The sequence below is a fragment of the Gemmiger formicilis genome (assembly GCF_016900095.1).
Taxonomy (GTDB): domain Bacteria; phylum Bacillota; class Clostridia; order Oscillospirales; family Ruminococcaceae; genus Gemmiger; species Gemmiger formicilis_A.
Genome location: NZ_JACJJP010000026.1, coordinates 26,692 through 46,095, shown reverse-complemented (window position 1 = coordinate 46,095; position 19,404 = coordinate 26,692). Strand labels below are relative to the sequence as shown.

Annotated in this window: 18 protein-coding genes; 15 read left to right on the top strand and 3 right to left on the bottom strand. The window is 62.6% G+C overall.

The genetic code is table 11. The features are described from left to right. Window positions 1-131: 131 nt before the first annotated feature. On the bottom strand, window positions 132-785 hold the full coding sequence (locus H6B15_RS11775; protein ID WP_204648193.1) for an HAD family hydrolase: 654 nt from the start codon (window positions 783-785) through the stop codon (window positions 132-134). Between the two features lie 226 nt (window positions 786-1,011). On the opposite strand from H6B15_RS11775, the gene H6B15_RS11770 reads away from it, so the two are divergent. The 5 genes from H6B15_RS11770 (at window position 1,012) to H6B15_RS11750 (ending at window position 6,655) form a co-directional block, all read left to right on the top strand. After that, entirely contained in the window at window positions 1,012-2,091 is a 1,080-nt protein-coding gene (locus tag H6B15_RS11770; RefSeq protein ID WP_204648192.1) for a branched-chain amino acid aminotransferase, read from the top strand. A gap of 196 nt (window positions 2,092-2,287) precedes the next feature. Then, the gene (locus H6B15_RS11765) at window positions 2,288-3,793 is read left to right on the top strand and encodes an amino acid adenylation domain-containing protein (RefSeq protein ID WP_204648191.1); all 1,506 of its coding nucleotides are present in this window, start codon (window positions 2,288-2,290) and stop codon (window positions 3,791-3,793) included. An 18-nt stretch (window positions 3,794-3,811) separates the two neighbouring features. Beyond that, on the top strand, window positions 3,812-4,048 hold the full coding sequence (locus tag H6B15_RS11760) for an acyl carrier protein (RefSeq protein WP_204648190.1): 237 nt from the start codon (window positions 3,812-3,814) through the stop codon (window positions 4,046-4,048). A gap of 9 nt (window positions 4,049-4,057) precedes the next feature. Beyond that, window positions 4,058-5,626, top strand: a complete 1,569-nt coding sequence (locus H6B15_RS11755) for an MBOAT family O-acyltransferase (RefSeq protein ID WP_204648189.1) — start codon at window positions 4,058-4,060, stop codon at window positions 5,624-5,626. Between the two features lie 9 nt (window positions 5,627-5,635). Then, complete coding sequence (locus tag H6B15_RS11750; RefSeq protein WP_204648188.1) at window positions 5,636-6,655, top strand: SGNH/GDSL hydrolase family protein; 1,020 nt, start codon at window positions 5,636-5,638, stop codon at window positions 6,653-6,655. Window positions 6,656-6,937: 282 nt separating this feature from the next. On the opposite strand, the gene H6B15_RS11745 is transcribed toward H6B15_RS11750, so the two are convergent. Together H6B15_RS11745 and H6B15_RS11740 are read right to left on the bottom strand one after the other, a co-directional pair. Next, window positions 6,938-8,377, bottom strand: coding sequence for a hypothetical protein (locus tag H6B15_RS11745; protein ID WP_204648187.1), 1,440 nt, complete (start codon window positions 8,375-8,377; stop codon window positions 6,938-6,940). A gap of 16 nt (window positions 8,378-8,393) precedes the next feature. Further along, window positions 8,394-9,227 (bottom strand): DUF624 domain-containing protein, encoded by an 834-nt coding sequence (locus H6B15_RS11740; RefSeq protein WP_204648186.1) that lies wholly within the window; start codon window positions 9,225-9,227, stop codon window positions 8,394-8,396. A gap of 163 nt (window positions 9,228-9,390) precedes the next feature. On the opposite strand from H6B15_RS11740, the gene H6B15_RS11735 reads away from it, so the two are divergent. The 10 genes from H6B15_RS11735 to H6B15_RS11690 all read left to right on the top strand — a co-directional run bounded on the left by H6B15_RS11735 (window position 9,391) and on the right by H6B15_RS11690 (window position 19,402). Continuing rightward, complete coding sequence (locus H6B15_RS11735; RefSeq protein WP_204648185.1) at window positions 9,391-10,155, top strand: hypothetical protein; 765 nt, start codon at window positions 9,391-9,393, stop codon at window positions 10,153-10,155. Further along, complete coding sequence (locus H6B15_RS11730) at window positions 10,155-10,319, top strand: hypothetical protein (RefSeq protein WP_204648184.1); 165 nt, start codon at window positions 10,155-10,157, stop codon at window positions 10,317-10,319. The genes H6B15_RS11735 and H6B15_RS11730 overlap by 1 nt, the downstream gene beginning before the upstream one ends. Before the next feature lie 211 nt (window positions 10,320-10,530). Further along, entirely contained in the window at window positions 10,531-11,649 is a 1,119-nt protein-coding gene (locus H6B15_RS11725; RefSeq protein WP_243424402.1) for a bifunctional chorismate mutase/prephenate dehydratase, read from the top strand. Between the two features lie 34 nt (window positions 11,650-11,683). Continuing rightward, on the top strand, window positions 11,684-12,715 hold the full coding sequence (gene aroB / locus H6B15_RS11720) for a 3-dehydroquinate synthase (protein WP_204648183.1): 1,032 nt from the start codon (window positions 11,684-11,686) through the stop codon (window positions 12,713-12,715). Window positions 12,716-12,731: 16 nt separating this feature from the next. After that, complete coding sequence (gene aroC, locus H6B15_RS11715) at window positions 12,732-13,844, top strand: chorismate synthase (RefSeq protein ID WP_204648182.1); 1,113 nt, start codon at window positions 12,732-12,734, stop codon at window positions 13,842-13,844. 31 nt (window positions 13,845-13,875) lie between these two features. Continuing rightward, a complete protein-coding gene (locus H6B15_RS11710; protein WP_204648181.1) occupies window positions 13,876-15,132 on the top strand; it encodes a shikimate kinase in 1,257 nt (418 codons plus the stop codon). A 47-nt stretch (window positions 15,133-15,179) separates the two neighbouring features. Beyond that, entirely contained in the window at window positions 15,180-16,196 is a 1,017-nt protein-coding gene (aroF, locus tag H6B15_RS11705) for a 3-deoxy-7-phosphoheptulonate synthase (protein ID WP_204648180.1), read from the top strand. A 43-nt stretch (window positions 16,197-16,239) separates the two neighbouring features. Then, entirely contained in the window at window positions 16,240-17,529 is a 1,290-nt protein-coding gene (gene aroA, locus H6B15_RS11700) for a 3-phosphoshikimate 1-carboxyvinyltransferase (RefSeq protein ID WP_204648179.1), read from the top strand. A 7-nt stretch (window positions 17,530-17,536) separates the two neighbouring features. Further along, window positions 17,537-18,388 carry a prephenate dehydrogenase gene (locus H6B15_RS11695; RefSeq protein WP_204648178.1) on the top strand — a complete coding sequence of 284 codons (852 nt, stop codon included), beginning with the start codon at window positions 17,537-17,539 and terminating at the stop codon, window positions 18,386-18,388. A gap of 18 nt (window positions 18,389-18,406) precedes the next feature. After that, window positions 18,407-19,402, top strand: coding sequence for a helix-turn-helix transcriptional regulator (locus H6B15_RS11690; protein WP_204648177.1), 996 nt, complete (start codon window positions 18,407-18,409; stop codon window positions 19,400-19,402). The last annotated feature ends 2 nt before the right edge of the window (window positions 19,403-19,404 follow it).

The following is a 19,404-nucleotide window of genomic DNA, read 5'->3' as shown; positions in this document are numbered from 1 at the left end:
TTCGGGGCTCCCTTTAGGGAGCGACCACAGGAGATAGGCCCTTATAGGGCCTGTTCAAACCACCCGTTCAACGGGTGGTTTTGATTATGTTGTCTTTTTGCGGCGAAACAAAGCAGGGAAGGGAAGGTGCTTTACAGCTTGCCGTCCTCCAGCAATTGCCGTACTTCCAGCAAATCGTGGCAGCAACAGGTGTAAAGCTGTTTGATTTCCTCGTCCGGCTGGGCCAGGTCGGGCACCATCACGGTGACAGCACCGGCCGCATGTCCGGCGCGAACCCCGTTGAAGCTGTCCTCCAGCACCAGACAATCGGTGGCGGGCAGACCCAGCTTCCGGGCCGCCAGCAGGAAGATATCTGGTGCCGGCTTGGACCGCTCCACGTCCGCGCCGCAGACCACACCCCGGAAATAACTTTCCACATGGTTGTTTTTCAGGTTGTTTTCAATCATATCCCGGGGACTGGAACTGGCCACAATGCAGGGCAGGTCATGGTCCTTCAGCCAGTCCAGCAGTTCATGCAGACCCGGCTTGCAGGGCACCCCCTGGCGGAACCGCTCTTCGGCCAGGCCGTACACCTCCTTGAGCATGATATGGGGATCGATCTGGGGGTAATATTCCGCCAGATGCCGCAGCAGATTGTCCCCGGCCAGCCCCCGGCCGCTGGCCAGAAATTCCGGGCGGGGCAGTGGCAGCCCCAGCTTACGGCAGCAGGGTTCCCACAAGGTATCCCAAAGACGTTCGGTGTCAAACATCAACCCGTCCATATCAAAAATAACGCCCTTGACCATATTGTTTCTCCTTTTCATGGCAATTTCGCGCCCTTATTGTACCGCAAAACCCTTTTCCTTGCAACAAAAGTTGAAATATGGGGCTTGTATTCACCACTTTAGAGCGCTATAATAAGGCATAGCTATACGGACCGCCCCTCGCGGTGTGGCGCCAGACGGCTTCGTATGCTGTTTTGTGCAAATATTTTGTGCGAATATTTTGTGCGATAGTAAGGAGAGAAGGAAAATGTTGGACATCAAGGTCACGCGTACACAAACGCCCAAAGAAAAACCTCAGGACGAGAGCAAGCTCGGGTTCGGTAAGATTTTTACCGATCATATGTTCCTGATGGACTATACGGCCGGTGAAGGCTGGCACGACGCCCGTATTGTGCCCTACGGGACGCTGCCCATGGACCCGGCCACCACGGTTTTCCACTATGCCCAGGAAATCTTTGAAGGCATGAAGGCTTACCGTACCGCCGACAACACCATTCAGCTGTTCCGCCCGGACTGCAACGCCAAGCGTTTCCAGGATTCCGCCGACCGTCTGTGCATGCCTCCCATCCCGGTGGAGGACTTCATCCAGGCCGTGGAAGCTCTGGTGGACATTGACCGCGATTGGGTGCCTCACAGCGACGGTGCTTCGCTGTACATCCGTCCCTTTGCCTTTGCCACCGATGTGGGCCTGGGTGTGCATGCATCCCGGCATTATCTGTTCGTGATCATCTGCTCTCCCTCCGGCGCGTATTACGCCGAGGGCCTGGACCCCGTTCGCATCTACGTGGAGGATGAATATATCCGCGCGGCTCCGGGCCTGACCGGCTTCACCAAGTGCGGCGGCAACTACGCCGCTTCCATCAAGGCCGGCGAGCTGGCCGAGGAAAAGGGCTTCAGCCAGGTTCTGTGGCTGGACGGCGTGGAGAAGAAGTACGTCGAGGAAGTCGGTTCCATGAACATCATGTTCAAGATCGACGGCAAGATTTATACCGCCGCCTGCACCGGCACCGTCCTGCCCGGCGTGACCCGTCGTTCCATCATCGAATTGCTGAAGGATTGGGGCTATGAGGTCGTCGAAGGCAAGCTGGCCATCGCCGACGTCATGAAGGCTGCCGATGAAGGCAAGCTGGAAGAGGTCTTCGGCACCGGCACCGCCGCTGTGGTCAGCCCGGTCAAGGAACTGGATTGGGAAGGCAAGGTCGCCAACATCAGCGACGGCAAGATCGGCCCCCTGACCCAGAAGCTGTACGATACCCTCACCGGCATCCAGTGGGGCAAGCTGCCCGACACCAAGGGCTGGACCGTCAAGGTGGAACCCAAGTATTGATGGAAACAGGGCCTTCGCAAAACTTTTACAATTGAAAACAAGTTGCAAAAAGCGCGCAGAACCGTATAAAACGGGCTGCGTGCTTTTTGTTTTCCAACCGGGCAAAGGCGTCTTTGCCATTTCTTTGCCGGTTTTGCGCAGGGGTGCGTGCTATAATAGGGGGCACATCGGAATTGTAGGAAAGGAGTGGGTCCGGATGCGTCATATCCTGGAACTGCTGGACCGCACGGCAGCAGCCTGCCCTCAGGGCTACAGCTTTTGCGACGAAACCGAATCAAACACCTGGGCGCAGACCGCCCGGGCAGTGCAGGCCGTGGGCACGGCCCTGGCCGGTCTGCCCGGGGGCGTGCAGCGCAAACCGGTGGCCATCTATATGGAGCGCTGTGCCGGGGCGGTTCATGCCATGCTGGGGGGACTGGCCGCCGGCGGGTTTTATACCGTGCTGGATACCGCCCAACCCCCCGAGCGGGTGCGGGCCATTCTGGATCAGCTGGAACCGGCCGCCCTGCTCACCGACGCCGCCCACGCCGACGGGGCAAAGTCGCTGGCGGGACAATGCCCGGTACTGTCCTATGAAACCGCCGCCGCCACACCTCCTGATTCCGGGACGCTGGAGGCGGTGCGGGCCGGGATGATTGACACCGACCTGGCCTATGTGTTGTTCACCTCCGGGTCCACCGGCCTGCCCAAGGGGGTGGCCGTCACCCACCGGAACGTGCTGGCCTACAGCGAGTGGGTGGCGGATACCTTCGGCTTCGGCCCCCGGACGGTGCTGGGCAACCAGACGCCCTTCTACTTTTCCATGTCGGTGACCGACCTGTACGGCGCCCTGCGCAGCGGCGCCTGCGTGCAGGTGCTTCCCAAACGGCTGTTCAGCTTTCCGGTGCAGCTGCTGGAATACCTGTGTGCCCGCCGGGTGAACACCCTGTACTGGGTGCCCTCGGCCCTGGGGATTGTGGCCAACTGGAAGGCCCTGGACTACACCGCGGCCCCGGCGCTGCACACCATCCTCTTTGCGGGGGAGGTTATGCCCACGGCCAAGCTGAACTACTGGCGGGCGCACTATCCCGGCGCCCGGTTTGCCAACCTGTACGGTCCCACCGAAACCACCGACATCTGTGCCTACTACGAACTGGACCGGGCCTTCGCGGACGACGAGAGTCTGCCCATCGGCCGGGCCTGCCGCAACTGCGGGCTGCTGATCCTTTGCGGAGATCGCCCCGCCGCCCCCGACGAGGCGGGGGAACTGTGTGTGCGGGGCAGCTTTGTGGCGGCGGGGTACTATCGTCAGCCGGAAAAAACGGCGGAGCGGTTTGTGCCCAACCCGGTGCAGGGGGCCTATCCCGAAATCATCTACCGCACCGGAGACCTGGTGCGCACCAACGACAGGGGAGAGCTGGTCTACTGTGGCCGGCTGGACAACCAGATCAAGCACATGGGCTACCGCATCGAGCCCGGCGACATCGAGACGGCGGCCTTCGGGCAGGACAAGCTGGACGACTGTGCCTGCCTGTACGACGCCGCCCGGGACAAGCTGGTGCTGTTTTTCCAGGCCAAGCGGGACGTGACCGAGGAACTGCGCGCCCGTCTGGCTGAACGGCTGCCGCCCTACATGCAGCCCGCCGAATACCGGCGCCTGCGGCAGATGCCCCACAACGCCAACGGCAAGGTGGATCGCAAAGCCCTGGCCGCCATGCTTTGAACCAAAAGGAGAATCCATATGCATACCATCGAAGAAATTATTGGAATGATCGAGGAAGTCAAGCCCGGCCTGCATCCCGCGCCGGAGGAAGAGCTGGTCAAGAGCGGCAAGCTGGACTCGGTGGATATCATGTCCCTGGTCATGGCCCTGACCGGAGAGTTTGACATCGAGATCACGCCGCTGGATCTGAAGGAAGAGAACTTCCGCACGCCCCAGGCGATTCTGGCTATGGTGGAGCGCCTGGAAGAAGAGTAAGGGGCAGGTATGTCTTACAATTCTTTTATTTATCTGTTCGTCTTTTTGGTTGTCGCCTGGCTGCTGTGGGCCTTTGCGCCCCAGAAATGGCGGCCCGGCGTGCTGCTGGGCGCCAGCCTGGTGTTCTATTTTGCCAGCACCAAGCGGTATATCGTGTACATTCTTCTGGCGGCGGCCATTGCCTGGGGTGTGGGGCTGCTGCTGGGCCGGATGGACGAACTTCTGGCCGAAACACGCCCCGCCCTGCCCGCGGCCGACCGGAAGCCCTTCAAAAAGAAGGTGGCTGTGCTGAAAAAGATGGCCGTCACCGGGGGCGTGGCGGCCATGGTGGGCATTCTGCTTTTTGTCAAGTATCTGCCTTTCGGGGCGCGGGTGCTCTCCCAGTTGATGGAAGCCCTGCCCGGGTCGCCGGTGTTTACGGTGCCGGCCCTGGTGCAGCCCATGGGGCTGAGCTTTTTCACCCTCATGGCCGTCAGCTACATGGTGGACGTGTACCGGGGCAGCTGCAAGCCCGCCTCACATTACTGGCAGGTGCTGCTGTTCCTGAGCTTCTGGCCCCATGTGGTGGAGGGTCCTTTTGACCGGTACGGAGCTCTTTCGCCCGCGCTGCTGGATCCGCCCCGGCCCGATTACCGCAACCTGACCTTCGGCATCCAGCGCATTGTCTGGGGCCTGTTCAAAAAGATGGTCATTGCCGACCGTGCCAACATGTACGTGAAGGCGGTGTTCGACGACTGGACCCAGTACAGCGGGGCGGCCACCGCCCTGGGTGTGCTGCTGTACACCCTGCAGCTGTATGCGGAATTTTCCGGCTGTATGGATATGGTCTGCGGTTCCGCCGAGCTGTTCGGCGTTCCCCTGGCCGAAAACTTCCGTCAGCCCTTCTTCTCCGCCAGTGTGGGCGAATTCTGGCGCCGCTGGCACATCACGCTGGGGGCCTGGCTGCGGGAATACGTCTTCCAGCCTTTGATCCTCAGCAAACCCATGCAGCGGTTTGCCAGACTGTGCCGGGACAAGGTCAGTCCCGCCGCCGCCCGGCAGTGGCCGGTGTGGGCGGGGCTGGGCATCACCTGGGCGCTCATCGGGCTGTGGCACGGGGCCGGCTGGCTGTACCTGCTGTACGGCCTGTATTACTTTGCCCTGCAGTGGCTGGGTGAACTGGCCGAACCGGCTCTTCTGCGGATTCTGCCCGCTCTGCCTGCCTGGCGCAAAACCAGGCCCTATCGCCTGTGGCAGGTGCTGCGCACCTTTGTGCTGGTCAACTTCGGTATGCTGATCTTCCGCGCCAACGGTGTGCACGCCGCCCTGGACATGCTTCGGGCGCTGGCGGTGCCCTACCAGGGCTCGCTGCTCATCAAGGTGGATGCCCGGGATATGGCGGTGCTGGCTGCGGGGGCTTTGCTCTTGTTCGGGGTGGACTGGCTGCACCATCGGGGCCACCGGCTGCGGGCCGAACTGGCCATGCGTCCGTTGGCGTTGCGCTGGGCCGTGTACATCGGTGCGGTGCTGTCGGTGATGATCTTCGGCGCCTACGGCGACAATTATGACCCCGCCGCTTTTATCTACGCACAATTCTAAGGGAGTATTATGAAAGCCTGCATCAAACACATTCTGCATGTGGCCGCATTTCTGCTGGTGCTGTCCGTGGCGGTGTTTCTGGCGGGGCATTATCTGATGCCCCACTCCAACCGGTATCTGTCCGGCTACACTGCCGGCGGCATTCTGGGCGAGGATTTCGACACCATCGACGTGCTGATCATGGGGGATTCCAACGCGGCCCAGGGCATTTCCCCCATGCAGTGGTACTGTGACAGCGGTGTGACCGGATATACCTACGGGTCCGGCTGGCTGTCGGTGTACAACATCTATTACCGTCTGCGCTCCATCTATGAGGAGCAGAGCCCCAAAGTGGTGGTGCTGTGCACCGGCGTGGTGTACAGCAAGATGAGTGACGAGACCGAGCTGCAGGCGGCCATCGGGGACATCACCGATGAGCTGATTCCGCTGGTGCGGTTCCACGACAACTGGAAGGACCTGACCTTTGCCAATCTGCTGGAGGAACACGACTACAGCTGGCGGGATACCAACAAAGGGTTCACCCCTGTCACCACGGTGGGAGCCAGTATGCGCGGGGATTACATGTACGACGACGGTGTCCGGGCACCCATCCCGCTGCTGGTGCGCCTGTACATGGAACGGATTGTCCGGCTGTGTGAGGACCACGACAGCCAGCTGCTGCTCATCACGGTACCGGCCTCTGCCAGCTGGAACCTGGCGCGGCACAACGGTATCCAGAGCTTTGCCGATGAATACGGCCTGACCTACCTGGATTTCAACATGGCGGACCTGAATCCCGGCATCGACTGGAAAACCGACACCCCGGACGGCGGGGCCCACCTCAACGTGCTGGGGGCGCAAAAGCTGACCACCGCCCTGGGCAGCTACCTCACCGAACATTATTCCCTGGAAGACCACCGGGGACAGCCGGGCTTTGAAAGCTGGGACCGGGACATGGCAACCTACACCGATACCATCACCCAGGCGGCGGCCCAGAACCGGGAAGCCGCGGAATACCAGCTCTCGGTTCTTGAGCAATCTGCCTCATAACTGCCGGGTCTCGTTTGTGCAAGTTGTGCACAGTGACCCCTTGCGCAGCCGCAGGGAATGCGCTATAATACAGACATAAAGCAAAGGCGCTTTGAGCTATGGCTCAAAGTGCCTTTTGTTTTTTCTTCTTATTTTTTTATATTGATAAGAAGAAAACCAGAGCGCCCTGGGGTTTCGCAGACCCAGAGGGGTGGGTTTGCCAGGCGAAACTGTGCAAACGGGACGCTCTGTTTTTCTCCTTCTCACAGGCGGAGCGAACGCTGAACGCTCCGCCTGATCTTTTTATACCATCACGTCGCCCACCAGCATCCGACCGGCGGGGTCGATGGCATACACCGTATATTTGGTGGGGGGCTCATCGGGGGCTGTCCGGGTGCCCAGATGAATGCCGCCGTTCATCGGCCGGGTGAAATGCAGGGTGCGGTGGGCGGTGGTGGCGTGGGGCCGCTCATCCGGCACCGACCAGGCCAGCACACCGCCGGCGCGAGGCGGGTGCACCGGTGCGGGAACAGCCTTTTCCGCCTCGGATGCGGGGGCCGTGTCGGGGACGGCCGCTTCGCCTTCGGAAACCGGCTCCGCCGGGGCTGGGGTGGGCTCCTCCCCGCAGAAATCATCCGGCAGGGGGTGGGGTGTGCCGCCCAGATACATCTGGTACAGCCCTTCGGGGCTGTCTTTTTCGTGGCGCAGCCATACGGAGGACCGCTCCGGACGGCCTTCGGGCAGAATCTTCCGGCGCTGACGCATGCACAGGGCCAGGTTGTTCCAGGCCACCAGAAATTCATCCAGCGGCATCTGGGTTTCGGCGTCAAAGTTGCTCAGCCCCGCCCAGGGGTCGATGAGCAGGGCACAGGGGGCACCATCCATGTTGCTGAACCCTCGCAGCGCCGCAAAGCGAACCGGCGGCATACCGGCATCAACCTCCACCGCCCGGCGGCTCAGCGCCACCACCACACCGTATCCGGCCCGCACCTCGGCGCGCAGCAGGGCCAGGTCGGCCCAGCAGGCCCAGGCGGGAAATCCCCAGCACCCGGCCACCGCCGCCGCAAAACTCAGGTTGCGGGGGTCCTGTCCGGGCTGAAAATCCCGCATGGCCAGGGCGAACTCCTCGGGCAGGATGTCGGCGCCCCAGCGGTTGGTCAGGCTGGTCAGGCAGATGGCCAGGTCCATCACATCGTGCAGGGCGGGAGCCCGGTTGGCCACGGTGTAAGGCATCAGGTTCAGCTTGGCGTTCACCGGCCGTCCCCCGGCGGGAATCACATCCACGGCGTGGACGCTCACCCCCAGAAGACTCACCGAGGGGGTCTTCTTTTCATCTTTGGTGTACAGATAAATGCGCAGCTGTACCTGCATACCCACCTTGGAATCCAGGGTCAGATGGTCGGAGGAAAGCACCAGCGGTCCGCGGGTGGTGGAACGGGCGCCTTCCCGGTCCAGATAAGGGCTCCACCGCCCGAAGCTGGACCAGGCCGTCCAGTTGCCGTCCACCAGTACCCGGGCCTGGGCCTCCACGGCGGTGTCCGGCGGGGTACCGGCGTTCCAGCTCACCCGCACCGCGTCAAAGGCGGGCAGAGAGATGGCCGGGCTGGTGTAGCAGCCGTAGGGCACATGCCCGCCCTGCACCATGTCCAGCAGGATGCAGCCGCCGGCCACGGTCACGTTGTCCAGCTCGCCGCGCATGAACATTTCGGTGTCCTGCAACAAAAAGGTGTTTTTGCTATCCATTCAAAGCCTCACCGCCTTAGGTTTCGTCTTGGTCGTCCTGCCGGGCCATCAGGTCCCGCAGTTCGGCGTCCCGCCGCTCCCGGATGGTCTTCTCCAGGGCAAAGACCCGGTCCAGGGCCGGGTACAGAATCTGCAGGGCGATGGTCACCGGCAGCCAGAATCCGGTGACCAGCAGCACCGGCAGGGTATAGGGCATATACATCAGCACCGGCACCCAGTACACACACTGCACCAGGGTGGCGGCCAGCGTCTGGGGGAAAAATCCCAGGAAAAAGCGGGCGCTGTTGCTGTACAGCTTGCGCAGGGGCAGGCTGACCAGAACAATCTGGGCAAACACATAGGTGAAAAAGCCCACCAGAACCACGCCGCTGACAATCATGCATACCCACACCGAGGTGGGCACGTTGTCCATGTCCGGCAGGGTCATGAGCGCCCAGCTCCACAGCCCCATGGCAGCGCCGCCCAGGGCGCCGGGGGCCATGGCGTCCCGCCAGTTCTGTTTCCAGGCGTTGCGGTAGGTGTGCCACCAGTAGCCGGGCTCATCCCGCAGTGCCCGCAGCACGGTGTCGAAGATACCGCACAGAAACGGCGCCGCGATCATGCCGCCCACCAGGCCGCCCAGCACGCTGATCCAGACCGCTTTGGCCAGAATGCCGAACATGATCACCAGAAATACAGGCACAAAACCCAGACAGCACAGAATGCTGGCTTTGTAAAAAGGCCACAGGTCCCGGCCCACCAACTCAAAAAAGCGTGCCACGCCCACCTTGCGCGGGGTGTTCTGCCCGGCAGAACGGGGTTCTTCCTCGGCGGCGGGGGCCGGCTGCTGCGTGTTTTCTTGATCAGTCATGGTGTTTCTCCCATCTATGGATATAATAATACATTTTCATCATACCCTTTTTTGTCGGTACGTGCAAGGCGCGGGCAGAAAAAGGTCAGAATATTTTTACAAATTGAACACGGTTTTGTGTTACAATCATAAGGAATTCAGATTAGGAAAGGGGAACCTGCCCATGGCTTGGGTCACAAAAGACAGCCAGGAAACCTATGAAAACAACGAACCCGTCCGCGAATACACCAAAAGCGAGAAAGCGGGCAACTGGTGGCATTACAACAAATGGTATGTGGTAGCCGTGATTGTGCTGGTGTGTATTGTGGCCAGCATCGTCAAGGAAACCTTCTTCCGCACCGAGCCGGACTACCAGATCGCCTATGTGGGCAAGCAGGAACTGCCCGTGGATACCGGCGAGGCCCTGACTGCGGCCCTGCAGGCCTACTGCGACGACCGCAACGGGGACGGCCAGGTACTGGTGCAGCTGAACCAGTATACCCTGGACCTGAACAGCAGCACCAACAGCGGGGAAGAGGTGGACGCCTACATGCAGATGGCCGGCGTCACCAAACTCAGCGCCGATCTTTCCAGCACCGAGGGCAGCTATATCTTTATTCTGGAAGACCCGGAAAGCTTTGAATCCTACACCTCGGCCCTGCGGTATCTGGACGGCACCGTGCCGGAGGAAAACGCCACTCCCACCGACTGGCAGAACATGGTCTACCGCTGGACCGACTGCCCGGTGCTGGCAGGTCTGGACCTGGGCACGTACACCGGCTATACCCTGATGGATGACCAGACCGGCAGCAACCAGGACGTGATGAGCAACCTGTACATCGGCTGCCGGGGTGTCTGGAGTGACAGCTTCCAGGAAGCCTACGCCGAAGACGAGACCCTGTGGCAGACCCTGACCGCCGGGGCGGTGTCCACCGCGGGGCAGAACTGATGCGCTGGCGTCCCATCGCCCGGCCGACATCGCCGGCCCCGGAACCGGCCCGCACCCCGCCCCTGCCGGAAAATCCCTACCGCCGTTTTTACACCCGCACCCCCACCTTCGAAGAGCTGGTGCGCCGCAGCAAGGGCCACCCCGCAGAACCGGAGAAAAAATGAGCCTGCCCCAGGGCGGCCGCCGACAGGCGGCCGCCCTGCTTGTTTACGTATCTTCGACCATAAAAAAGTACAGTCCGTACCATCAAAACAAATTGTTCGGATTGTATACGCCGTGTAAAAACTGCGGACATTTTTCACGGTTTTTACTTGTGATACAGACCGATTTATGGTATATTGAATCTGTATATGTTTGATAATGGCAGGGGGTATCATGATGGATCAGCTGCAGCAGGCTCGCGCAGCCATTGATGAGATCGACGGGCAGATGGCGGCGCTGTTTGAACGGCGGATGGAAGCCGTGGGGCAGGTGGCACAGTACAAGGCGGCCACCGGCAAGCCGGTGTTTGACGCCGCCCGGGAAGACGCGGTGCTGGCCAAGAACACGGCGCGGCTGCACAATCAGGAGCTGGCCCCCTACTACCGGCAGGTTTTGCAGGGGATGATGGCGGTATCCCGGGCGTACCAGCGCAGGCTGCTGGGGCGGGATGTGGCCGCCTACCAGGGGGTGCAGGGGGCGTGGAGTCACATTGCCCTCACCCGGCTGTTCCCCTTTGCCAAGGCCAAAGCCTTCGATACCTGGGCCGAGGTGTTCGACGCCGTGGCGGCGGGGGATGCCAGCTTCGGGGTGCTGCCCTTTGAAAACTCCAACGCCGGGGATGTTTCCACCGTGCTGGATCTGTTGTATGCCCATCCGGAACTGAGCGTGGCCCGCATGTGTGACCTTCCCATCCGGCAGGACCTGCTGGCCCTGCCCGGGGCGCAGCTGTCGGACATCCGCACGGTGGTCAGCCACCAGCAGGCCCTGGCCCAGAGCAGCGTGTACATCAAGAGCCACGGCCTGGCCACCCGGGTGTGGGGCAACACAGCCGACGCCGCCCGGTATGTGGCCGAAAGCGGGGACAAGTCCCTGGCAGCCATTGCCTCGGCCCAGACGGCGGAGCTCTACGGACTGCAAATTCTGGCCCCGGGTGTCAACGAGGACGGGGACAACACCACCCGGTTCATCGTCATCACCCGCACCGACGCCGCCGCGCCGGTGCCCCCGGCCCCCGGCCGCCGCATGGCCATGCTGTTCACGGTGGACCACAAGCCGGGCAAGCTGGCCGATGTGATCCGCCTCATCGGGGAACAGGGCTTCAACATGGAAAACATCAAGAGCCGCCCGCTTCCCCATGTCTCTTTTGAATATTACTTCTACGTGCAGCTGGTCTGCCCCGACACCAACGCCCCCGAAACCTGTGATGCGCTGGTACAGGCCATGCAGAAGGTCTGCCGCACCGTGCGGGTGCTGGGGGTATTTGCCACCGGCCCGGCCGATGAAATGCAGTAACCAAGGTCATGATAAAGAACAGGAGGGCCCTCCCATGAAAATGACGATGAATCTCGGCACCCGCAGCTATGACATCATCCTCAAGCGCGGCTGCCTTTCCAACCTGCATCAGTTTGCCGATCTGACCCATCGCCGGGTCTTTGTGCTCACCGATTCCGGTGTGCCTGCCGAATACGCCAAAACCGTGGCCGACCAATGCGCCAACGGCACCGTCTGCACCATCCCCCAGGGCGAAGGCAGCAAGTGCCTGAAAGTCTACGGTCAGGTGCTCAACGCCATGCTGGAATTCGGCATGGACCGCCGGGACCTGCTGGTGGCCGTGGGCGGCGGCGTGGTGGGGGACCTGGGCGGGTTCTGTGCCGCCAGCTATATGCGGGGCATCGATTTCGTCAACTGCCCCACCACCACCCTGGCCCAGATCGATTCTTCCATCGGCGGCAAGACCGCCATTGACCTGGGCAGTGCCAAGAATATTGTGGGCGCTTTCTGGCAGCCCCAGGTGGTGCTGGTGGACCCGGACACCCTGGCCACCCTGCCCCGCCGCCAGTATATCAACGGCCTGGCCGAGGCGGTGAAAGCCGGGCTCATCGCCGACCCGGAACTGTTCGGCATCTTCGAAAACGGGGATGTGGACAAGGAGATTGAGACCATCATCTACCGCAGCCTGCTGGTGAAAAAGAAGATCGTGGAGCAGGACGAGCGGGAATCCGGCGCCCGCAAGGCGCTGAACTTCGGCCACACCATCGGCCACGGCATCGAGGCCGTCAAAGGGGTGCGGGGCCGCCGCACCAACGGTTTGTACCACGGCGAGTGCGTGGCCCTGGGCATGCTGCCCATGATTGAGGACAAGAGCCTGCAAAAGCGCACCCGGGCGGTGCTGCGCAAGCTGGGCCTGCCGGTGCGCACTGGGGTGGACAAGCACAAGGTGCTGGAATATATGCGCCACGACAAGAAGAGCGGCGGCAAGAGCATCACGGTCATCCGGGTGCCGGGGCTGGGCTGCTGGCGGGCCGATACCCTGCCCATGACCCAGCTGCCCGCCCTGCTGGGCCTGGAAGAGGAATAAGGGGGCCTGACCACCGATGAAAAATACCTTTGGCAGTGCGGTGTCCCTGACCATCTTCGGCGAAAGCCACGGCCCGGCCATCGGCGCCGTGCTGGACGGCCTGGCCGCCGGTCTGCCGGTGGACACCGACTTCATCAATACCCGCATGGACCGCCGCCGGGCCCGGGGAGACGGCCTTTCCACCGCCCGCACCGAGCCGGATGAGGTGGAGTTTCTGTCCGGCGTGCTGGACGGTCACACCACCGGCACCGCTCTGACTCTGATGGTGCGCAACACCAATACCCGCAGCGGCGACTATGCCAGAACCGCCGCCCTGCTGCGTCCCGGCCATGCGGATTACACCGCCTTCGAAAAGTACGAAGGCTACCAGGACGCCCGGGGTGGGGGACATTTCTCCGGCCGGATCACCGCGGCCGCTGTGGCCGCCGGGGCCATCTGCGAACAGGCCCTGCAGGGCCTGGGCATCCGGGTGTACACCCACATCGCCGCCTGTGCGGGGGTGGAAGACGCCCCTCTGTCCAGCGCCGCCGGGCTGGTCATGCCCGAACCGGAACCGGGGCATTTCGCCCTGCTGGACCCCGATAAGGAAGCCCCCATGCAGGCGGCCATCCGTGCCGCCGGGGCCGAGGGTGACAGCGTGGGCGGCATTCTGGAAACGGTGGTTACCGGCCTCCCGGCCGGGATCGGCGAACCCTGGTTCGATAGCGTGGAGAGCACCCTGGCCCACCTGCTGTTTGCGGTGCCCGCCGTCAAGGGCATCGAGTTCGGCGCCGGGTTCGGCTTTGCCGACCTGCGGGGCAGCCAGGCCAACGACGCCTTCCGCATGCGGGACGGAAAAATCATCACCGCCACCAACCGCAACGGGGGCATCAACGGGGGCATCACCAACGGCATGCCCATCGTGCTGCGCACGGTGGTCAAGCCCACCCCCAGCATCTACCGTGCCCAGGACACGGTGGACTATCCCGCCCGGCAGGACGCCGAAATCCAGATCAAGGGCCGGCACGATCCCTGCATCGTGCCCCGGGCGGCGGTGGTGCAGAACAGCCTGACGGCCTTCGGCATCCTGGATCTACTCAGCATTCGTTACGGCACGCTGGCACAGAAGCACGGCCTGCCGCAAGTATAAACCATCGGCAGGGAAAGGGGAGAATTTGCGCATGGAATACGGTTTGATCGGGGCCAAGCTGGGGCACAGCTATTCCCGGCAGATCCACAACAAGGCGGGGGGCTACGCCTATGAGCTCAAGGCACTGCCCACCGAGGCCGACGCCCGCGCCTTTCTGCAGGCCCGGGCCTTCAAGGCCATCAACGTGACCATCCCGTACAAAAAGCTGGTCATGGAATACTGCGACGTCATCGACCCGGCGGCCAAGGCCATCGGGGCGGTGAACACCGTGGTGCAGCGGGACGGCCGCCTCTACGGCTACAACACCGACTATGCCGGTTTTGCCTGGTTGGCCCGCCGCCACGGCATCGATTTCGCCGGGCGCACCGTGCTGGTGCTGGGCACCGGCGGCACCTGCGCCACCGTCACCGCCGTCTGCAAGGACGCCGGCGCCAAGGCGGTGCTGCCGGTCAGCCGCCGGGGCGGCAAAGGCACCCTGACCTATGACCAGGCGGCCCAGTGCAAGGACGCCGAGATCATCGTCAACACCAGCCCGGCGGGCATGTTCCCCAACGTGGGGGAGTGCCTGCTGGACATCAGCGGCCTGCCCAAGCTGAAGGCGGTGCTGGATGTGGTGTACAACCCCTTCCGCACCGAGTTGCTGCTGCGGGCGGAGGACCGGGGCATTCCGGCCTACTGCGGCTTTGAGATGCTGGTGGCCCAGGCGGCCTACGCCTCCGAGCTGTTCACCGGCACCAAGATGGACAAGGAAGCCTTCATCCGCACCACCAGCCGGGATCTGAAGCGGGACCTGAGCAATGTTTCCCTCATCGGTATGCCGGGCTGCGGCAAGAGCACGGTGGGCGAAGGCCTGGCCAGGGCGTTGAACAAGCCCTACGTGGACCTGGACGAATGGATCGAGCAGCACGCCGGTATGCCCATTCCCGACATCTTTGCCCGGGAAGGGGAGGCGGCTTTCCGCCGGTATGAAGCGGACGCCCTGGCGGAAGTCTCCAAGCGGGGCGGCCAGGTCATCGCCTGCGGCGGCGGCGTGGTCAAGACCCCCGGCAACACCCGGATGCTGCGCCAGAACGGCCCGGTGCTGTGGGTGCGCCGCCCGGTGGAATTCCTGGCCATGGGCGGCCGTCCTTTGTCCACCGGCCGGGAAGCTCTGCGCAAGATGGAAGCCGAGCGGGAACCTGCCTACCGTGCCGCTGCCGACGCCGTGGTGGACAACACCTCCACCCTGACCAACGCGGTGAACGCCGCCCGGGCCGCTTTTGAAAAAACCTTTGATTATACCCGCTGACGCCGTACCGTCGCCAAACCAAAAATATAGAGAGAGGGACATGTATCATGATTATTTCTACCAAAAAGGGCACGCCCCAGGTCGAACTGGACCGCATCATTGACAGCTTCGAGAAGCAGGGCCTTTCGGTCACCCTGATCCGTGGTACCGACTACAACGTCTTCGGCCTGGTGGGCGACACCACCAAGATCGCCGAGAAGGACGTGCTGGCCAACCCCTGGGTGGAGAACGTTACCCGTGTGTCCGCCCCCTACAAGCGGGCCAACCGCCTGTTCCACCCCGACGACACCGTCATTGATGTGAACGGCATCAAGATCGGCGGCAAATCCCCGGTGGTGGTCATGGCCGGCCCCTGCAGCGTGGAAGGGGAGGACCATATCATCAAGATGGCCAAGCTGGTCAAGGAGGGCGGCGCCAACTTCCTGCGCGGCGGCGCCTACAAGCCCCGCACCAGCCCCTATTCCTTCCAGGGCCTGGGCACCGAGGGTATTATGGACATGGTCAAGGCCCGGGAAGTCACCGGCCTGCCCATCGTCAGTGAGCTGATGGACGAAACCCACATCGACGAGTTCGAGGAATACGTGGACATCGTGCAGATCGGCGCCCGCAACATGCAGAACTTCCAGCTGCTCAAGGCAGTGGGCAAGATGACCAAGCCCATCCTGCTCAAGCGCGGCTTTGCCAACACCATCGAAGAGTGGATCATGTCCGCCGAGTACATCATGGCCGGCGGCAACGAGAAGGTCATCCTCTGCGAGCGCGGCATCCGCTCCTTCGAAAAGTACACCCGCAACACCCTGGACCTGTCCGCTGTGCCGGTCATCAAGGAAAAGACCCACCTGCCCGTCATCGTGGACCCCAGCCATGCCACCGGCGACTACAAGTACGTGGAAAGCATGGCCCTGGCGGCGGTGGCTGCCGGTGCCGACGGTCTGGAGATCGAAGTGCACGACAACCCGCAGTGCGCCTGGAGCGACGGCGCCCAGTGCCTGAAGCCGGACAAGTTTGCCGAGACCGTGGCCAAGTGCCGCAAGGTGGCCGCCGCCATCGGCCGGGATATGTAAGGCTGATCGGCAGAAAAAATCCTGTACAGAAGGTGGTGTCAGTTTGGACGCAATCCTGCATGCCAGCCGGTTGTCCGGCACGGCCTGTGTACCCCCCAGCAAGAGCGCGGCGCACCGGGCGGTGCTGTGCGCGGCGTTGGCCGGCGGCACCAGCCGCATTGACAATATCGAATATTCCGACGACATCCGTGCCACCCTGGGAGCGGTGTGCCAGCTGGGCGCCCGCGTGGAACAGGATAAGCACGCTGTGGTCATCAAGGGGCTGGGAACGGACGGTTTTCCCACCGTCACCCGCCCGGTTTTCTGCAATGAAAGCGGCAGCACCCTGCGGTTCCTGATCCCGGTGTTCAGCCTCACCGGGCAGAAAATCCGGTTTACCGGGGCGGGACGGCTCATGGACCGTCCCCAGGAAGTCTACCGCATGCTGTTCAACCGCCAGGGACTGCGGTTTGAGCAGTCCGGCGAGGGGATCACCGTCTTCGGGCGGCTGCGCCCCGGCGGGCTCACCCTGCCCGGGGACGTGTCCAGCCAGTTCATCAGCGGCTTGCTGTTTGCGGCGCCGCTGCTGGAATCCGAGACCACCATCGAGGTGCTGCCCCCCTACGAGAGCCGCAGCTATGTGGATCTGACCATCGCCGCCATGCAGCGGTTCGGGGTCAAGGTGACCCAGCGAGCCAAGAAAAACGGCGGGGTCATCTACCGCATTGCCGCGCCCCAGCGCTACCTGCCCTGCGATATGGCGGTGGAAGGGGACTACAGCCAGGCGGCCTTTCTGGCCGTGCTGGGGGTGCTGCTGGGCGGCATCACCGTGTCCGGCCTGGACCCGGCCAGCCGCCAGGGGGACCGGGTCATCCTGGACATCCTCAAAAGTTTCGGCGGCAAGATCGCCAACGTCAACGGCGGGCTGCGCTTCTCCCGCGGCCTGCTGAAGGCCGGGGAGATCGACCTGGCCGACTGCCCCGACCTGGGCCCGGTGCTCATCGCCCTGGGCTGCCTGTGCGGCGGCACCACCACCATCCGTAACGCCGGACGTCTGCGCATCAAGGAATCCGACCGCATTGCTTCCATGCAGCTGGAACTGGCCAAGATGGGCGGCCAGGTGCAGGTGGAGGGGGATACCCTGACCATGACGGGCGGGGCGCTGCATGCCCCCGCCGAACCCCTGTCCGGCCACAACGACCACCGCATCGTCATGGCGCTGACGGTGGCGGCGCTGGCCGCCGGGGTACCGGCCACCATCCGGGGGGCCGAGGCCGTGCGCAAGAGCTGGCCGGATTTCTTTACGGTTATGCGCTCTCTGGGCGCCAAGATCGATCTGGTGGAAAGTGAGTGACGTTTGGATGGATCACAGTCATACCTATCTCATTGTAGGCCTGGGTCTGCTGGGCGGCAAATACGCCCAGGTTCTTTCCGGCAAGGGATACCGGGTCACCGGCATCGACAAGGACCCCGCCGCCGTGGCCTGGGCCCTGGAAAAGGAATATATCTGCGCCGGTGCCGACCATGACTTTGAAGCGCTGGTCACCGGGGCGGACCGGGTCATCTTCGGGCTGTACCCCACCGCCTTCCTGGATTGGGTGCGGCAGTACGGCCACCTGCTGCGCCCCGGCACCCTGGTCACCGATGTGTCCGGAGTCAAGCGCGGGGTGGTGGGCCCGGTACAGGCCATGATGCCCGAGGGCGTGGAGTTCATCTCCAGCCATCCCATGGCCGGTCGGGAAACCAGCGGCATCACCCACAGTGCCGAGGTGGATTTTGCCCCCGCCAACTTCATCATCACCCCCACCGACAGGAACACTCCCGAAGCCATCCAATGGTGCAAAGACCTGGCCGGGGTGCTGGGCTTTGCCCGCATCACCACCCTGACCCCCGCCGAGCACGACCGGATGATCGGCTATGTGAGCCAGCTGTGCCATGCCATTGCCGTCTGCCTGATGTGTGCTTCGGACAACTCCGAACTGGCCTGCTACACCGGGGATTCCTTCCGGGATCTGACCCGGATTGCACGCATCAACGACAAGATGTGGGCGGAACTGTTCTTGTGGAACAAGGACAACCTCATCGGCGAGATCGACATGTTCTCCGCCGCGCTGGATCGTCTGCGTGACCGCCTGGCCGCCGGAGACCGGGAAGGCCTGGAAGAGATGTTCCGCCTTTCCACCAAGCGCCGTGAAGCCTTCGACAAAAAATAACGCGAGGAGGAAACCGCTATGCCCCGCAAAGAAGGACAAAAACTCAAACTGTTGACTCTGCTGGAAATCCTCTCCCGTGAGACGGACGAACAACACCCCCTGAGTGTGCCCCATCTGGTGGAGCTGCTGCGGGAGCGGGGTGTGGATGCCGAGCGCAAGAGTGTGTACGACGACATCCAGACCATCAATTCCATGCCCGGTGCACCCTTTGAGATCGTGCAGCAGCGCGGCCGCGGCGGCGGGTACTACATGACCGACACCCCCTTTGAGTTCGCCGAACTCAAGCTGCTGGTGGACGCCGTGTATGCCAGCAAGTTCATCACCGCCCGCAAGAGCCGCACTCTCATTGAAAAGCTGGGCCGCTTTACCTCCCGTTACCGTCAGGCGGAGCTGGACCGTACGGTGCTGGTTTCCGGCCGGGTGAAAAGCCAGGACGAAAAGATCCTGTACAGTGTGGATGCTTTGCACACCGCCATTACCACCGGGGTGCAGGTGCAGTTCCGCTATTGCGACTGGAATCTGCAAAAACAGATGGTGCCCCGCCACGGCGGTATGCTGTACCGGGTCAGTCCCTGGGCGCTGGTGTGGGAAAACGGAAACTATTATCTCATCGCCTACACCGAAGGCCACCTGCGCCATTACCGGGTGGACAAGATGCAGAAGGTGGAACCCATCCCCGACGTACCCCGGGAAGGAGCCGACGAGTACGCCAACTTTGACGTGAACGCCTACACCCAGCAGATGTTCGGCATGTTCAACGGTCCGCTGAAAAAGGTGACGCTGAAATGCGAAAACCGGTTTGCGGGGGCAATGATCGACCGTTTCGGCACCGGGCCAACCCTGGTGCCCTTCACCGGCGGGGAGCACTTTACCCTGACGGTGGACGTGCAGATCAGCCCGCAGTTTTTCGGCTGGGTGGCCGGGTTCGGCACCGGGGTGGAGATCCTCTCCCCGCCGGAAGTGCGCGCCGAAATGCGCAAGACCCTGGACACCCTGCAAACGATTTACCGCTGAAG

What these genes read in the sequence shown, in the direction of transcription:
- H6B15_RS11775 (WP_204648193.1), bottom strand. Translation starts at nt 785, where the DNA reads ATGGTCAAGGGCGTTATTTTTGATATGGACGGGTTGATGTTTGACACC.
- H6B15_RS11770 (WP_204648192.1), top strand. Translation starts at nt 1,012, where the DNA reads ATGTTGGACATCAAGGTCACGCGTACACAAACGCCCAAAGAAAAACCT.
- H6B15_RS11765 (WP_204648191.1), top strand. Translation starts at nt 2,288, where the DNA reads ATGCGTCATATCCTGGAACTGCTGGACCGCACGGCAGCAGCCTGCCCT.
- H6B15_RS11760 (WP_204648190.1), top strand. Translation starts at nt 3,812, where the DNA reads ATGCATACCATCGAAGAAATTATTGGAATGATCGAGGAAGTCAAGCCC.
- H6B15_RS11755 (WP_204648189.1), top strand. Translation starts at nt 4,058, where the DNA reads ATGTCTTACAATTCTTTTATTTATCTGTTCGTCTTTTTGGTTGTCGCC.
- H6B15_RS11750 (WP_204648188.1), top strand. Translation starts at nt 5,636, where the DNA reads ATGAAAGCCTGCATCAAACACATTCTGCATGTGGCCGCATTTCTGCTG.
- H6B15_RS11745 (WP_204648187.1), bottom strand. Translation starts at nt 8,377, where the DNA reads ATGGATAGCAAAAACACCTTTTTGTTGCAGGACACCGAAATGTTCATG.
- H6B15_RS11740 (WP_204648186.1), bottom strand. Translation starts at nt 9,227, where the DNA reads ATGACTGATCAAGAAAACACGCAGCAGCCGGCCCCCGCCGCCGAGGAA.
- H6B15_RS11735 (WP_204648185.1), top strand. Translation starts at nt 9,391, where the DNA reads ATGGCTTGGGTCACAAAAGACAGCCAGGAAACCTATGAAAACAACGAA.
- H6B15_RS11730 (WP_204648184.1), top strand. Translation starts at nt 10,155, where the DNA reads ATGCGCTGGCGTCCCATCGCCCGGCCGACATCGCCGGCCCCGGAACCG.
- H6B15_RS11725 (WP_243424402.1), top strand. Translation starts at nt 10,531, where the DNA reads ATGATGGATCAGCTGCAGCAGGCTCGCGCAGCCATTGATGAGATCGAC.
- aroB (WP_204648183.1), top strand. Translation starts at nt 11,684, where the DNA reads ATGAAAATGACGATGAATCTCGGCACCCGCAGCTATGACATCATCCTC.
- aroC (WP_204648182.1), top strand. Translation starts at nt 12,732, where the DNA reads ATGAAAAATACCTTTGGCAGTGCGGTGTCCCTGACCATCTTCGGCGAA.
- H6B15_RS11710 (WP_204648181.1), top strand. Translation starts at nt 13,876, where the DNA reads ATGGAATACGGTTTGATCGGGGCCAAGCTGGGGCACAGCTATTCCCGG.
- aroF (WP_204648180.1), top strand. Translation starts at nt 15,180, where the DNA reads ATGATTATTTCTACCAAAAAGGGCACGCCCCAGGTCGAACTGGACCGC.
- H6B15_RS11695 (WP_204648178.1), top strand. Translation starts at nt 17,537, where the DNA reads ATGGATCACAGTCATACCTATCTCATTGTAGGCCTGGGTCTGCTGGGC.
- H6B15_RS11690 (WP_204648177.1), top strand. Translation starts at nt 18,407, where the DNA reads ATGCCCCGCAAAGAAGGACAAAAACTCAAACTGTTGACTCTGCTGGAA.